Raw genomic sequence first — 16,511 nt, 5'->3', positions numbered from 1 at the left:
GCTGTAGCTGAAGCATTATAACAATCTGAATCCCCTGAGTTTTCTACCCTTACAAAAATAGGCTGAGAATTTTCAGTGTTCGTGTAAGACATTGGTAAAGCGTCTTCACCTAAATCTGCCGCTTCAAAACTTAAATGGTAACTGACATTGAAATCATCAGATGGTTGAGACCCTAATATAACTGCTGTTTGAACGCTTAAATCAAACTCTTCAAAACCATCATTACTTAAATCATCACATAATTCTAAATCTAGTGCTGGGTTGATGGTTGGTTGGCCGGCAGCAGATAATGAGAATGACACTGTATCAATACAAGTTTGGGTACTATCTGCTAAACGTGCCCAAATAGTTTGAGGACTAGAAATATTTGTGTACGAACCTGTTAATGCGCCTACATTATCGATAGCATCTTGTTCTGTAAGGTGATAACTCACAGAAAAATCTGTAGGGTCCTGTGTCCCTAAAATATCATCATCGTTTTCTAATAAATTAAATTGTTCTATACCTGTAGCACTACATATTGATAAATTTTGAGGCGTACCAGCAACAGGGCTATCTTTAAATTCAACTAGTATTGGATCTGCTGATCCAGTACACACTCCTTCAAAATCAAAATTAGCATAATAAATTCCTGGCTCAGTAACTGTTAATGTAGAAGAGACTTCACCTGATATTTCAACATCATCTTTATACCACACATGAGTTGCTAATTCAAGACCTGTATCTAAAACAATTTCTGTACCATCACACTCCGCAGTACCTGCAACAATGGTAATATCATCACCTAAATTTCCACCTAAATTAAAACTACCTGCTTTAATAAAGACTCCTGAATCATAGGTATTATCTCTATCATCTGCAACAACCAATTTTATTGTATAAGTTTCACCAGGTATAACGTCTGCTTGTGCTGTAAAAACGGCCGTTCTACCATCAAAAGATATTGGCGGTCCACCACTAGGAGTATAAGCACCAAAGTACTCTTCATTAATACCACCACATGAAGCACCATTATCGGGATGTATATTTGTTACTAAAATAGGGGTTGTTGTACCTGGCAAGACAGCCAAATTAGTAGTATTACTCTCAGAATCCGTCAACAAAAACGCAAACGCATCAGAAAAAGTACATTCAAAACCACCCATATCATACTCTTCTGAAGCCATTAAGAAATCAAAACTGATACTATCTGCAAGAGGCACAAAATCGAATTGGATAAAGGAGGCATTGTTTGACTCAATACCAACAACATCATCTAAATCATCATCTCCAGGCCATGCTCCTGATCCGTCACCCAAAAATGTATTTGGACCACCAGCTTCACTAGCATCACCACTTGTAAGTAATAATCCATCTTCAAAAGGGAAATCAATTCCATTACTAAAAAAGTAACCGATACCATTTGGTTCTGTTGGGCTAAAGTTTATTCCAGTTGATGCTATAATATTTGATACTGACGCACATGGACTGTCAATTAAAACATCTTCTATTAATTCTTCTGGAGTAAAAATATCTTGATCGACAACTACATTAGGGCCTAAAACAAAAACGGTAATTGTAGTTGAATCCGAACAGACTTGCGGATTATTATCAGTAACTGTTAACGTTACAGTATAAGTCCCTGGGGTAGTAAAAACATTAGAAACATCAGTACCTGACGCTGTATTTGAATCCCCAAAATTCCAACTATACTGAGCATCTGTACCATCAACAGAAAATGCCGCGCTACCAGAAAAATCGACAGAATCACCAGGTAATATGCCTATAACTCCTGTGGCATTAGGGGCTGGAGTACTGCTATCTATTGAAGCTACAATATCTTGACATGGGGTGGCACATAAAATCTCGGCCTCCCATCCATTAATATTACCTGATCCATTACTAGAAAAAGCAAACGTTAAACATCCAGACGTATTAGAGTCTGAAGCAGAAACAATTCCGGGTGACACAGCACTAGAATATGTACCAATAACATCTGCAGTTATATCGTCCCCATCATAAATAGTTAACACATCTTGATTAAGTTGTGTAGTAAACTCGGTAAAATTAATTATAATAAATTCATCTTCATTTTGTGGACATATAGTTGTAACTAGATCTTCATCATCATCATAATTACCAAACTCACCACCTGAGTCAAAAAATTTATCAGGAGCACATCGCATAAATGTACCATTTTGCATCAAAATATCTTGGGAAAAGCCAATAGTTGAAAATAGAAAGACGATTAGATATAGGGTATTTTTCATAGCTGGTTTGGTCAATTAATTAACAATAAACCTACACCTTTAAAAGCTTAAGTTATTGTCTTATTATCATTGAATCTCGAAATTTAATAAAATTATATTAATTGACTTCAAAATACAGACATAAAACATCATCTAAAGGATGAACGTTTCATGCTGATATTTCATACTTTTGCAAATAAAAAGATGGCACATACAAAAATATCCATAGTCCCAACCTCTAATGACACTATTTTAAAATTTGAAGCTGATCGATTTTTAACCAATCACAACAGCTTTGAATTCAGCAATATAGACGACGCTAAGCACTCACCATTAGCACAACAATTATTCTATCTTCCCTTTGTAAAGAAGGTTTATATCGCTTCAAATTTTATTGCTATTGAACGCTATAATATTGTTGAGTGGAAAGATGTACAAGATGAAGTTGCAGCACAAATTGAAGACTATTTATCTAAAGATGGACTTGTAGTTTCTGAAGAAGCTATAAAACCTAAAGCTGCTGTTACCATTTATGCAGAAAGCACTCCAAATCCTGGAGTCTTAAAATTTGTGTGTAACAAAGTTTTGGTTCCAAACATATACGAGTTTACATCAATTGAAGAAGCTAAACCATCACCTTTGGCCACAGCATTATTTCAATTTCCATTTGTAAAAAATGTGTTTATGGAAAAAAACTTTATTTCCATTACGAAGTTTGATATTATTGAATGGGAAGACATTACACTTCAACTTAGAGAATTCTTAAAATCTTATGTTGAAGACGGTAAAACAATTCTAAACGATGATGCTCCAAAACAGTTGAAAAAGACAGAAGAAGCCATTGAGCAAAAATTTGAAGCTTTAGACGACACCTCCAAAAACATCGTCAATATTCTTGAAGAATATATAAAACCTGCCGTAGAAAGTGATGGTGGTAATATAGAATTCAAATCTTATGATGCTACGACAAAAAAGGTAGAAGTATTACTACAAGGTGCATGTAGTGGCTGTCCTTCATCTACATTTACTTTAAAAAATGGTATTGAAACGATGTTAAAAGACATGTTAAATGACAATTCTATTACAGTAGATGCTATAAATGGCTGACATATATTAACATTATAGTGACAAAATTAAATTTTATGTGTTTGATTTTCAGAATCTGAATATTTTTTTTTATATATTTAGAACATAAACCCTAACCCTAAAAATTTTGAAACTAAATAGATATTATATTCTTGCACTAACTTTCTGTTTAATAATTACAGAAGCAAATTACGCACAAACAACGAGACGAAGTACTGAGGGCCAGACTCTATCGAGTAGAATTGATAAAGTTCAGCATAATATGTTACTTAACGGCGCAAATTTAGCAAATGCCAATGGTTCACCGTTTATAAATGATGAATTTGAACTTGTAAAATTTAAAAAACTTGGTAACAGGGTTTTTCTAGCCCGTTATAATGCAAATCTAGGGGAAATGCAGCTCAAGCGAGAAAACGACACCATTGCTCTTGATAATACTAAAAATTTAGAATTAACATTTACACAAAGTAATAAAGTATATAAAACACATAGTTATACAAACAAGGAAAATATTTCTAAATGCGGTTTTCTTGTAGTATTAATGGAAAATGACTCATTGGCTCTTTTAAAAGAAGAGCTCGTTAAATTCTATGATAGAAAGCCACCATCTAATAGTTATGAAAAAATAAAACCTGCAGAGTTTAAAAGGTTAAGTGATGTTTATTATTACAGACAAGGAGATAAAGTGTCTTTATTACCTCAGAAACGAAAAGATTTTTTAAAATTATTCCCTCAACATTCTAGTGAATTAAAAGATTATATCAAGGAAAATAAAATTAGTCTCAAAAAGGATGAAGATTTAATTACTTTATTTGAGTATATCAACACATTATAATCTACATAATTAAAAACAGAATTAAATTCTGCTACAATTAAATAAATTCTAATAAAATAATCTGCTTAGACATCTAAAATATGTTTTCGCAGGTTATTTTTTAGTCGTAATAATACCATTAGAATATTATTTTTCACTGGTTATTTACTTCAATTTATAACAACAGATGCAAAATGGTTATAGTAAAGCAATTCCAGCACTACACATGCTCTAAATGGTTAAAAATTCATTAACTTTATAGAGATACTTAATTTCAATTAGGTGTTATTATTGTCTTTATTAACAAGTCAAAACTAAAACCTTAATTATGAAAAAGTGTTTAATAAAATTTTTGATTGCATTTATCTGTTTAGGGGCATCTAATATGGTTGTTTCTCAAAATCAAGGTTTAAATTTGGCCGAAATAGATTTAAACATTAAAAATCGAAGTAAAACCGTTGAAGCAGAAGGCTCACCTTATATCACCGAAGAGTTTCTAGCCTTAAGATTAGAAAATTTTAAAAACAAAATATATAGCGGAAGATACAATGCGTATAATGGAGAAATGGAAATAAAACTGGGTGAAGATAAAATCATTGCTTTAGACAATAATACAGATTATACCATAACATTTATTGCAAGTCTTAAAAAATATAAACCGTATACATATAAAGATGAAAACTTGGATCTTCAACGCGGTTTTTTAGTTGTTGTAAAAGAAGATTCAAGTTTTACTCTATTAAAAAAAGAACAGATAAAGTTTCAAGATAAAGTGAAGCCAAGATCGTCTTATGAAAAAGAAAAAGCTGCTAAATTCATAAAAGAAAGTGACACCTATTATCTAAATTTTAATAATGAAACTAAAATTTTACCTCAAAATAAAAAACAATTTCTAAACTCCTTTCCAGAGTATGAGGTTAAGCTAAAATCTTACATTAAAAAAAATAAGTTAAGTCTTAAAAATGAAAATGACTTAATAACGATTGCCTCCTACTTATCTTCTATTTCTAAAGAATAAAGCTTTTTTTATAAAGACATACTTCATTACACAAGTTCAAATTAACATTCATGTTTTCAATTCTATTTACAACCGTAAATAGCGTAAAAGCATTGTGAATGTTAAATCCATTACTGAAATTTAATAAATGGTTAAATTTTATTAGTTTCGCTAACTCGTTATTTTTTCTAAAAATTTAAGCCTATTATTTTTAGCAATAAAAGTTAATTAAATGTTAACTAAATCACAAAAAACAGAGAACATTATAATAAAAGAGTCCATAAAACGATAATAATATTATATTGGCCTAAGTGTAAGAAAAACACTATAATTTACATTAGAAATATTATTGAATTTAACCTGAATTAAAAAAATAAAATCTTAAAATAAACCATGATACGTATTAAACACCTACTTCCTATAATTTTAATTAGTCTAATTTCTTCTGAAATAAGTTATGCACAATTCCAAAACACCAACGAGACAACGTTACAAAGCAGTCTAGATGGTGTACAATTTGCTGTTAAACATAATAATGATAAATCATTTTATGCCATAGGTTCTCCTTTTATAGATGAATCATTTCAAGTTGTAAAACTTGATAAATTTGGAAACCACCTTTTTGCTGCGAGATATAATGCAAATTTAGGTGAAATGCAGATTCAACGTCAAAATGACACTATTGCATTAAATAATTATGAAGACCTCAAAGTTACATTTGCTTTAAACAATAAAGTTTATCAAACACATAGTTACATCAATAAAGAAGGGGTTTCAAAGCAAGGGTTTCTTGTTGTATTAAAAGAGACTGATTCATTAGCTGTTTTAAAAGAAGAAATTGTAAAATTCTATGAAAAAAAACCAGCAGTTACAGGTTATGACAAAGAAAAGCCTGCAGAATACAAAAGACTAAATGATGTTTATTATTACAGACAAGGAGATAAAGTGTCTTTATTACCTCAGAAACGAAAAGATTTTTTAAAATTATTCCCTCAACATTCTAGTGAATTAAAAGATTATATCAAGGAAAATAAAATTAGTCTCAAAAAGGATGAAGATTTAATTACTTTATTTGAGTATATCAACACATTATAATCTACATAATTAAAAACAGAATTAAATTCTGCTACAATTAAATAAATTCTAATAAAATAACCTGCTTAGACATCTAAAATATGTTTTTGTAGGTTATTTTTTTAGTCGTAATAATCCCATCGGAATATTGATTTTGTATTGGTTGTTTACTCCACATTTAAAACAACAGATGCAAAACAGTTGTAGTAAGTACGCTTAAATAGTATTTAGAGCAATTCCAGCACTACACATGCTCTAAATGGTTAAAAATTCATTAACTTTAAGATTATTAAAAGTTGTAAAGAACAAAAGTCTCATATTGTTCTGACATTTGTTTGTTTTGCACTCAATTCTACATTTTGAGTATCTAAAAATTCTAGATAATAGAATTTGCTTTATTTATCCTTGATCTACATGTACTGTACATTAAAATGGACTAAAAGGCACACAAAACGATGACACTATTAACCGCTAATGCTATTTATAGCTAAATTTCATTGATTTTAAAGTGACTATTTTAAAAAAACAGTTTCTAAAAAATATAAACCTTATAAAACAAATATAAATTATGGCAGTATTAAAAGTTATAGAAGTATTATCTAATTCAGATAAAAGTTGGGAAGACGCAACTAAAAAAGCAGTAAAAGAAGCATCAAAAACAGTAAAAAACATTAAATCTGTTTATGTGCAAGATCAAAGTGCAATTGTTAAAGACAATAATGTTACAGAATTTAGAGTGAACTTAAAGTTAACTTTTGAAGTAAAATAAACGTATTAATCGGTATAAAGTTAACCGACTTTTTTTTAACATAAATTAATTAAACCAACATGGAAACACAAAAATGGATTGACGCAGGCTACAATTTTATTATTGAGTTTGGCCCTAAAGTTATTGGAGCTATACTTATATGGATTATTGGTAGCTGGGTAATTAAAATGCTCTTAAAAGGTGCTACTAAAGCAATGAACAAAGGCAACTATGACGAAAGCCTAAAAAAATTCTTAGTAAATCTTATTAATTGGATTTTAAAAATTCTTCTCATTATTGTTGTATTAAGCACAGTGGGTGTTGAAACAACGTCATTTGCTGCTATTATTGCCGCTGCTGGTTTAGCTATTGGTTTAGCCTTACAAGGTTCTTTAGCAAACTTTGCTGGTGGAGTTTTAATTATGATTTTTAAGCCCATTAAAATTGGAGATTTAATAGAAGCTCAAGGAGAAATTGGAGTGGTTAAAGAAATTGAAATCTTTACGACCAAATTGATTGGTCTTTCTAATAAAGAAATCATTATTCCTAATGGATCGCTTTCTAACGGCAACATTGTAAACTACACAACACAAGGTACAAGAAGAGTCGATTTAGTATTTGGTGTAAGTTATGATGCAGATATCAAACAAACAAAAGACGTATTCAGCAAAGTATTAGCGGCACATCCTTTAATATTAAAAGATCCTGCGCCAACAATTGCTTTATCTGAATTAGCAGATAGCTCAATTAACTTTGTGGTAAGACCTTGGTGTAAGACTGAAGATTACTGGACTGTTTACTTTGAAGTAACCGAAAGCGTAAAAGAAGCATTAGATGCGGCGGGTATTGAAATACCTTATCCACATCAAGTAGAAATACATAAAGAAGCTTAAGCTTTCTTTTTTAAAGCTACAAAATCCTTTAAGTAATAAGGTTCAAAATAAGCGACATCTTCGGTGTCGCTTTTTTTGTATTTAATTTCAGCTAAAGATGACATCTCATTAGCAGAAGGCAATTTTCCATCAATAAAAACAGCATTGGGATGCTGAATTAAAGCTTTTGTTTTTGTTACACCACTACCTATAAAATAAACTTTATTCGTCTCAAGAAGTGACATATAGCTTTCTTCTGTGAGAATTTCAGCCTTAATTTCTCTCTCTAGTTCTAAATTTGAATTATATATAGCAGCATACACTTCCATACGCCTAGCATCTAACATAGGAATTATAAACCCGTCATCTATTTTCACTTGACAGGCTAAACTTTCTAAAGTTGAAATGGCAATCAAAGGTTTATTAAGTGCAAAACACAAACCTTTTGCCGAGGATACACCTATGCGCAAACCTGTATAAGAACCAGGTCCTTTACTCACAGCCACAGCATCAATTTCTGAAGGTTTAATTTTTGCAATTTTAAAAACCTCATCAATAAATAGGTGTAATGTTTCTGCATGAGAATAGCCTAAACTATTATCTTCTTTTAAAACTAAAGTCTCTCCATCTTTAGACAGAGAGACCGAACAATTTGTTGTTGCTGTTTCTATATTTAGCACTAATGCCATTGTCAAATATCTATTAAACTATTCTTCTGTACTGTCTGAAGAAGCTGAGTTTTTATTCTTTTCCTCTATTAAATCACCTGCATTAAGCATTTTAGAAACCATATTATAGGGTCCTGTAATGATTTTATCATCTTTGTTTAAGCCTGAAATAATTTCGATATTAGTATCATCTTGAATTCCTGTCTTAACAACTCTTAATTTTGCCTTACCATTTTCATTAACAAAGACACACTCAAACTTCTTTTCTTCCTCTTCTGTATTTTCATCTTCAACAACACGCTTACTATAAGGCTTCTTAGTAGAACTGGTATCTGTTTTAATTACAATTGCGCTAATAGGCACAGAAATAGCATCTTTACGCATTTTTGTAATTATATCTACAGTTGCTGTCATTCCTGGTCTAAAAGGCGAATAGGACTCTGGTTTTCCTTCTGTTAAATCTCTATAAGACTCTTCAATTATTCTAACTTTTACTTTAAAATTTGTGACTTGGTCTGCCGCTAGAGTTCCTGCTGCTGAGTTAGCGATCTCTGTAACAACACCTTTAAACTTTTTCTTTAAATAGGCATCTACTTCAACAATGGTAGAATCTCCAATATTAACTTTTACAATATCATTTTCATTAACATCTACCTCAACTTCCATATTATTAAGGTTAGCTACACGTAAAATCTCAGTACCAGCCATTTGCTGCGTTCCAACAACACGTTCTCCCAATTCTACACTTAGAAGTGAAATTGTTCCACTCATTGGCGCATAAATTGTTGTTCTGTTTAAATTATCCTTAGCTTCATTTACTGTAGCTGCTGCACTTTGCACATTGTAGTATGCTGAGTTTTTTCCTGCAACGGCACTTTCATACGTCGCAATAGATTTATCCCAATCTGCCTTAGAAATAACTCCCTTATCAAAAAGAATTTTACTTCTATCGTAATCTGCTTTAGCTTGTTTTAAATTAGCTTCTGCCTGTTCTAAACCTGCTCTAACATTTTGATAAGATGCTTGCGAACGACTCACTGCAGACTGAATTAAATCTGGATTTACTCTAACTAACAAGTCTCCTTTTTTAACTTCTTCTCCTTCTTTAAAAGGTAATTCTAATATTTCTCCAGAAACTTCCGAAGATATTTTCACCTCTATTTCTGGTTGAATTTTCCCAGTAGCAGATACCGTTTCTACAATATCTTTTAAAGTTACCTCCTTAACAATTACACTTTTGAAATTTCCCTTTTTACCAAACCATCCCATTTTAGATCCTGCTACTAAAAGAACAAGGGCAAGAATGAAAATTCCAATGATAATTTTTAATGTTTTACTCATTTTATTCTAATTTAAATCTGTTATTGGTAAACCGAAATAAAATTCTAAAATTTTAAGTCTAAAAATATAATCATATTTTGTACGCACAACATCTGATTGAGAGTTCTCGTAAGTTGCTCTAGATTGATTAAAATCAAAAGCATTTGACAAACCAACATCATAACGTTCTTTTGCGTATTCAAAAGCTAAACGACGCGCTTCTTCGGTTTGTAATGCTGCTTCATATGCCTTTTTAGAGTTTTTAGCATCGTTATAGGCTTGATAAACCGTAGATTCTAAATCTATTTCTGTTTGTTCTAATTGGTATTTTAAACGCTCTACATTTACTTTGCTACGTTTTACATTATTACGCACGTTAAATCTATTAAAAATAGGAACATTTAACTGTAATCCTACAGACGTACCATCAAATATATATAACTGGTCTACAAAAGGAATATCTCCTCCTGTAAGAGGGTCTATTTGTGTACTTGCCCAACGTGTATTGTAACCTAAAAACCCAGAAAGAGTAGGATAATAACTGGTTCTTGCCAATTCTAAATCTTTTTGTGCTAATTCAAAACTGGTTTGAGCAATCTTAATGTCATTAACCTCTTCTTTTGCTTTTGCAACAATTTCAGAAGCATCTTTATCTAAAATATCTGCTGGCACCAAACCATAATCATCATCTGCAATGTCAAAACTTTCATAATCTTTTAATTGCAGTGTTTGCGCGAGTCCCAACTTAGATAAAAATAGTGCATTCTCAGCTGCTATAATTTGCTGAGCTTGTGTGGCATCTGTAGCTCTTATCTCTAACAAATCACCTTGTGGTAAAACACCTGCATTAACTAATTCTTGCGTGTTCTCAAGATTTTCTTTTGTCAATTTGTTTTGAGATTGTAATACTTTTAGCTGCTCTCTATTAGCTAAAATTTGTAAAAATGAATTCGCTACAATTAATGAAATATCATCTTTCATTTTCTCTAAACGATACTCTGAAGCAATTTTATTAATTTTTGCTCTTTGAAGTGTTTTCCAATTAGATAATCCAGAAAATATATTAATACTTGAATTTAGACCACTAGAAGCTGATTTAAATGTATTGTTTTCAAATTGATTTGTTGCAGGATTAATGTTTGCACCAGTATTTATATTGTAGGAAACATTAGAGTTAAGATTAGGCAAAAAATTGGAAGATGCCTGTTTCTTGTCAATGTCTGCTAAATCAACATCTAAATCTGATTGCTTAATGGAAATGTTATTTTCTAATGCATAATTAACACACTCAAGAAGTGTCCATTTCTTATTTTGTGCTTGTGCTATAACTCCTAAAAAGAGGAATATTATTATGATTTGTTTTTTCATGATGCCTATTTGTCTATGTAAATCTTAAAGTGTTACACTAAATGTTAAAAATTATTATTGTGCATATTTAGGGATTCCTTGTACTTGGTTCCAAATTTTTATTTTGTCGGTTTTTGAAACACCACTTTTAACTTCAACAAAAATACCATCGCTAATCCCTAACTCTATATCTTTTCTTTCAAATTTCTGATCACCAACCTCTACCTCTACGTAAGGTTTTTTGGTTTCGTTATCATATTGCACTAAAGCTTCTTTGATTGCCAAAACTTTTTCTGCTTTTTCTAAAATAATAGAAGCATTGGCACTTAAACCTGCTCTAATAAATGTAGAATCCATTTTTTTAAGTGACCCTTTTATTTCAAATTGAATGGCACCATTTTCTGCCACTCCTTTTGGAGCAATATAATCTAACACTGCATCAAACTTTTTATCTTCAATAGCACCAACAGTAATTTCTAATGGTAAGCCTTCTTTAATTTTGCCAACTTCACTCTCATCTACTTTGCCTTCAAAAATCATTTGCTTTACATCTGCTAATGATGCAATTGACGTTCCTTCATTAAAATTATTAGCTTCAATAACCTGATTTCCCGCTTTTACAGGAACGTCTAAAACCATACCTGAAACAGTTGCTCTTACTTGTGTTTGTGCAATATTTCCTAAACCAGATGTGGTACCCGTTTTAATAATATCATAGTTTTGTGATGCTGAATTTAAATTAATTTTTGCTTGCTCTACACTTTGCTTTGCTTGCAAATAAGCATTATTGATACCTTCAAAATCATTTGCAGAAATCACTCCTTTTTCGAACAATGCCTTTTGTCTATCGTAATTAGATTGCTGAGTTTGTAAGTTTATTTTTGCTGTTTGAAGTGCTGTTTGATTACTAGCAATACTGTTTTTTGCACTTGTTAAAGACGAAGCATTTGGTATTACCTTTATTTGCGCTATAAGATCACCTTGCTCTACATACTCACCTGCTTCAATAAACACTTCTTCTATAACACCTGATATATTGGGCTTAATTAAAATTTCTTCTTTTGGCACAATACTTCCAGTAGCTACAGTTTTAACAATAATAGTTTCTTCTGTTGGAGATTCTGAAGTGTAAGTTATAGGATCTTCTTGATTCTTTTGCCACAAATAAAAGAGAGAGATTCCAAATACAGCTACAATGGCGATTAGTATAATTACGGTTTTAGTTCTTTTCATGATTATGATTGATATAATTTTATTCTTTTCTTAAAGCGTCTACAGGTTTCATTTTTGTGGCACTATTTGCTGGAATTAACCCCGCTAAAACACCGGAAACTATTAGTATGATTAAAGCTGTAAATACGACCTGCATACTTACACTTGGATTTGCAAAATTGTCTACTGGGCCAGCATTATCTAAAATAATATTCATCACCCAAATGACAAACGCTGCAAATGAAATCCCAACCATACCAGACAGTATTGTTAAGATAAGACTTTCTTGTAAAATTTGTGATTTTATACTCCATGGACTTGCCCCTAAAGCACGCCTTACTCCAATTTCTTTGGTACGTTCCTTTACTACAATAAGCATAATATTACTAATACCAATGATACCAGACATTAAAACTAAGGCTCCTACAAAATACCCAACTAAACTTAGTATTGAAAACAACCCGTTAATACGCTCAAATTGTTCTGACAAATCAAAATGACCAATAGCTCGTTCGTCTGTTGGATCTACCTTGTGTCTAAATTTCATTAAATCGAAAACTTGTTGTTTTAGCGATGTAATACTTACACCATCAACTGCTGTTATTGCCATCCAACCTACATTTTCGCCTCTATTAAATGCTTGACCAAAGGTTGTAAATGGTATGTATATAGTGCTTGCGTCTTGCTCTCCATCCCCTTGACTATTACTCATTTTAAAAGTGCCAACAACTAAAAAATTAACACCATTGACTTTAATATAAGTTCCTAAAACCTCTTCTTCTTTATCATACAGTCCTTTTACAACACCAGTACCTATAACACATACTTTTCGTTTGGCCTCTATATCTGAATAACTAATAAAACGTCCTTGAAGAATGTCCATAGGCTGCTGTTTAATAAACTCTGGATAATCTCCATAAATTTCAAATGCACCTGTTTTTGTACCTCTAGTAACGTTATTAGCACCATTATATCCTCCTAATTGATTTCTAGGAGACACATATTTTAAATTAGGAATCTCAGATTTTATTGCGGCAACATCTCCTATTTTGTAACTAAAATAACGTCCTTTTGGCAATCCTTTATAAGGTTTAGAGGTGCCTTGAGTCCACATAAACATAGAATTGGTTGCAAAATCACCAAAATCTGCAGTTACACCATTTTTAAGCCCATTGGTTAAAGCCAACAACAGTACTAAGATTGTGATGCCCCAGAACACGCCAAACGCCGTTAGAAACGTTCTAAATTTATTAGCGTTTAAAGCTTCAAGTATTTCATCCCAACGGTCTCTACTAAACATATTATTCGTCTCTAAGTGCTACAATGGGTTTAATTTTTGCCGCTCTATATGCCGGAATAAATCCAGCTAAAGCACCTGCAAATACTAACAAAAACACTGTGGTTATTGCAATATTAAAATCTACTTGTGGGTATTTAATAAAGTCACTTTCTATTAATGGTCCTACAAGTTCTAGCAATCCGAGTCCAAAAATTAACCCAAACAAACCAGCAAACATTGTTACAAAAACAGCCTCTTGTAATATCATTCCAACAATAGACATTGGCAAAGCCCCTAAAGCTTTTCGGATTCCGATTTCTTTAGTTCGTTCTTTTACGATAATAAGCATAATATTACCAACACCAACAATACCAGCGATGATTGTACCAATACCTACAAACCAAAATACAGCTTGTATAGTTGCTACTAAAGAATAGATTTTTTCGGCCTGTTCTAGAGTGTTATTTACTCTAACGGCACTTACGTCATCTGGAGCAACTGTATGAATTTCTTTAATTTTTCTTTCTATACCTAAAGCAATAGCATTAGACATGGCTACAGCTTCATCAAAATCATCTGCCATCTTCACAGTAAAGGCCATATTTCTAATGTTATCTCCAGCATTAAAAACTTTTTGAGCCGTACTAACAGGAATGTAAACCTGACCTTCTTCTCGATCTCCACCTGGATCAAAAAAAACACCTACGACTTTAAAGTTCATTCCGAAAATTTGAACATTTTGATTTATTGGATCTTCACCTTTAAAAAGGTCTTGTTTTATTTTGTTCCCAATAACAGCCACTTTTTTGCTTTCATTGATGTCTGATTGATTAATAAATCTCCCTGATCCAATATCTGCATTTTCAATAAATTGATTGTCGGGTAAGGTACCTCGAACTCTGTAGTTGCCTGTTTCGTTATTATAAGATATGGTTCCGCCCCAAATCATATAATCTTTTGTTCGGTAATCTAAATAATCATCATATTCATTTACAACGGCATCAAAACTTGAGTTTTTAAGTTGAATATAGCGTCCAGGGTTTAAGCCCTTGTAACCTTTTGTTGTAACACCTGTCCAAACAGAAACTCTGTTGGTTGCATCTTGTTCAAACTGTGATTTTACACCGTTTGCAATGCCCTGACTAAAACCAAGAAGTATAACTAAAATAAAAATACCAGAAGCAACAGATAAACCTGTTAAAAACGTTCGCAATTTATTTTTGCTTAACGTTTCAAAGATTTCTTGCCAACGTTCTAAATCAAACATGTGCTGATGCTCTAATTTGTTCTACTGGACTATCATCAATGATTAAACCATCCTTAAGATTAACGATGCGTTTAGTCATATGTGCAATATCGTCTTCATGAGTGACGACTAATATTGTTTTCCCTTCGTCATTAATTCCTTGAATAAGCTCCATAACCTCATAAGACGTTTTGGTATCTAAAGCTCCGGTTGGCTCATCTGCTAACAATACTTTAGGATCACTAGCCAATGCTCTCGCAATAGCAACACGTTGTTTCTGACCACCAGAGAGTTCGCTTGGTAAATGGTGAGACCATTGTGCTAAACCTACCTTTTCAAGGTAATGCATAGCTCTTTCGGTACGTTCTTTTCGCTTAACACCTTTGTAGTATAACGGCATAGATACATTATCTAATGCGCTTTTATAATTGATAAGATTAAATGACTGAAAGATAAAACCTAGAAATTCATTTCTATATTTGGCCGCTATTTTTTCATTAAGATTTTTAATAGGAACATTATCTAGAATATACTCACCTTCATCGGCCTCATCTAGCATCCCAAGAATATTCAACAATGTAGATTTACCTGAGCCTGACGACCCCATTATAGAAACGAGTTCTCCTTCTTTTACATCAAAATTAATACCTTTTAAAACGTGAAGCGAATTGCTTCCCATATGGTAAGATTTATGTAAATCCTTAATTTGAATCATAATTATGGTTAGTTAGCGAGTGTAATTTTAAGAAAATTCATTAGGCTTTTATGCCAATAAACTGTTAATACATATACATGTACTTACAGCTAAGACTCTTAAAAAGGTAATATGTTACAGAGTTTCCTCTGTATTTTTTGCTTTTTGTGGTTTATTAAATTTTCTGTAAATAATAAAACCAATTGTCCCAACCAAAATATAAGGCACAGCCATTAAAAAGACAATTCCATCGTTAATACCTTCTGCTGCAGATTGATCTTCACCACTTTCTAAAACAGCTCTACACATAGCACATTGCGCATTAGTTCTTAGAAAGAAAAATAAAGAAAATATGAGAAATATAATTTTACGTTGCATAATTATATATAATAAGGCGAAATCATTAAATATACTATAACGCCTGTTACAGCGACGTATAACCACAATGGAAATGTGATTTTTGCGATTTTTTTATGTCGCTCTATATTATTAGTTATTGCCCTAACATAGGTAATTAACACAAAAGGAATCACAACGATTGAAAGTACAATGTGTGTAATTAATATAAAATAATAAATGTATTTAATAACACCTTCTCCTCCAAATTTTGTAGAATCGCTCGTCATATGATAAGCAACGTAAAGCACTAAGAAAATAACGGAACTCCAAATAGCGGTAGTCATTAAGTTTTCATGAAGTACTATATTTTTATTTTTTACAGCAAAAAAAGCTAAGATTAAAATTATTGCAGTTAAACCATTTATAGTAGCGTAAATTGGAGGTAAAATTGTTAACGGCTCTACATCAAAACCAAGTTTACGGAGATTAACACCAAATAAGGCTGCAACCACTAATGGAATAACGATGGATAATACAACAATCCATTTATTATACTTTTTTTCTTTTTCTATATCTACAGAACTCAT

16 protein-coding genes are annotated in these 16,511 nt (G+C 31.8%); 6 read left to right on the top strand and 10 right to left on the bottom strand.

The genetic code is table 11. From position 1 onward, the window contains the following. The coding region (locus tag VDP25_RS16515) for a choice-of-anchor L domain-containing protein (RefSeq protein ID WP_334471608.1) at positions 1-2,249 on the bottom strand (2,249 nt) is incomplete at its 3' end. A gap of 183 nt (positions 2,250-2,432) precedes the next feature. Here VDP25_RS16515 and VDP25_RS16510 point away from each other — a divergent pair. From VDP25_RS16510 to VDP25_RS16485, 6 genes are all read left to right on the top strand, one after another. Beyond that, the gene (locus VDP25_RS16510; protein ID WP_334471607.1) at positions 2,433-3,335 is read left to right on the top strand and encodes a NifU family protein; all 903 of its coding nucleotides are present in this window, start codon (positions 2,433-2,435) and stop codon (positions 3,333-3,335) included. Positions 3,336-3,441: 106 nt separating this feature from the next. Then, positions 3,442-4,149 (top strand): hypothetical protein, encoded by a 708-nt coding sequence (locus VDP25_RS16505; protein WP_334471606.1) that lies wholly within the window; start codon positions 3,442-3,444, stop codon positions 4,147-4,149. A 307-nt stretch (positions 4,150-4,456) separates the two neighbouring features. Next, positions 4,457-5,146, top strand: coding sequence for a hypothetical protein (locus tag VDP25_RS16500; protein ID WP_334471605.1), 690 nt, complete (start codon positions 4,457-4,459; stop codon positions 5,144-5,146). 372 nt (positions 5,147-5,518) lie between these two features. Beyond that, positions 5,519-6,220 carry a hypothetical protein gene (locus VDP25_RS16495; RefSeq protein ID WP_334471604.1) on the top strand — a complete coding sequence of 234 codons (702 nt, stop codon included), beginning with the start codon at positions 5,519-5,521 and terminating at the stop codon, positions 6,218-6,220. 547 nt (positions 6,221-6,767) lie between these two features. Then, a complete protein-coding gene (locus tag VDP25_RS16490) occupies positions 6,768-6,968 on the top strand; it encodes a dodecin family protein (RefSeq protein WP_215927820.1) in 201 nt (66 codons plus the stop codon). A 59-nt stretch (positions 6,969-7,027) separates the two neighbouring features. Next, entirely contained in the window at positions 7,028-7,840 is an 813-nt protein-coding gene (locus VDP25_RS16485) for a mechanosensitive ion channel family protein (protein ID WP_334471603.1), read from the top strand. On the opposite strand, the gene tsaB is transcribed toward VDP25_RS16485, so the two are convergent. The 9 genes from tsaB to VDP25_RS16440 all read right to left on the bottom strand — a co-directional run bounded on the left by tsaB (position 7,837) and on the right by VDP25_RS16440 (position 16,511). After that, complete coding sequence (gene tsaB / locus VDP25_RS16480) at positions 7,837-8,508, bottom strand: tRNA (adenosine(37)-N6)-threonylcarbamoyltransferase complex dimerization subunit type 1 TsaB (RefSeq protein ID WP_334471602.1); 672 nt, start codon at positions 8,506-8,508, stop codon at positions 7,837-7,839. The genes VDP25_RS16485 and tsaB overlap by 4 nt on opposite strands. Positions 8,509-8,526: 18 nt before the next feature. Continuing rightward, positions 8,527-9,828, bottom strand: coding sequence for an efflux RND transporter periplasmic adaptor subunit (locus tag VDP25_RS16475; protein ID WP_334471601.1), 1,302 nt, complete (start codon positions 9,826-9,828; stop codon positions 8,527-8,529). 6 nt (positions 9,829-9,834) lie between these two features. Continuing rightward, entirely contained in the window at positions 9,835-11,175 is a 1,341-nt protein-coding gene (locus VDP25_RS16470) for a TolC family protein (protein WP_334471599.1), read from the bottom strand. Between the two features lie 54 nt (positions 11,176-11,229). Then, positions 11,230-12,387 carry an efflux RND transporter periplasmic adaptor subunit gene (locus tag VDP25_RS16465; RefSeq protein WP_215927829.1) on the bottom strand — a complete coding sequence of 386 codons (1,158 nt, stop codon included), beginning with the start codon at positions 12,385-12,387 and terminating at the stop codon, positions 11,230-11,232. Positions 12,388-12,406: 19 nt separating this feature from the next. Then, a complete protein-coding gene (locus VDP25_RS16460; protein ID WP_215927831.1) occupies positions 12,407-13,666 on the bottom strand; it encodes an ABC transporter permease in 1,260 nt (419 codons plus the stop codon). A 1-nt stretch (position 13,667) separates the two neighbouring features. Further along, positions 13,668-14,912, bottom strand: coding sequence for an ABC transporter permease (locus VDP25_RS16455; RefSeq protein ID WP_334471595.1), 1,245 nt, complete (start codon positions 14,910-14,912; stop codon positions 13,668-13,670). Next, positions 14,905-15,606, bottom strand: a complete 702-nt coding sequence (locus VDP25_RS16450) for an ABC transporter ATP-binding protein (RefSeq protein WP_215927834.1) — start codon at positions 15,604-15,606, stop codon at positions 14,905-14,907. The genes VDP25_RS16455 and VDP25_RS16450 overlap by 8 nt, the downstream gene beginning before the upstream one ends. Positions 15,607-15,720: 114 nt before the next feature. Next, positions 15,721-15,963 (bottom strand): hypothetical protein, encoded by a 243-nt coding sequence (locus VDP25_RS16445; protein ID WP_215927836.1) that lies wholly within the window; start codon positions 15,961-15,963, stop codon positions 15,721-15,723. A gap of 2 nt (positions 15,964-15,965) precedes the next feature. Beyond that, entirely contained in the window at positions 15,966-16,511 is a 546-nt protein-coding gene (locus VDP25_RS16440; protein WP_334471591.1) for a DUF420 domain-containing protein, read from the bottom strand.

It is taken from the genome of Winogradskyella sp. ECml5-4, from assembly GCF_036903175.1.
Lineage (GTDB): Bacteria > Bacteroidota > Bacteroidia > Flavobacteriales > Flavobacteriaceae > Winogradskyella > Winogradskyella damuponensis.
This window is presented reverse-complemented; position numbering and strand designations above follow the sequence as displayed.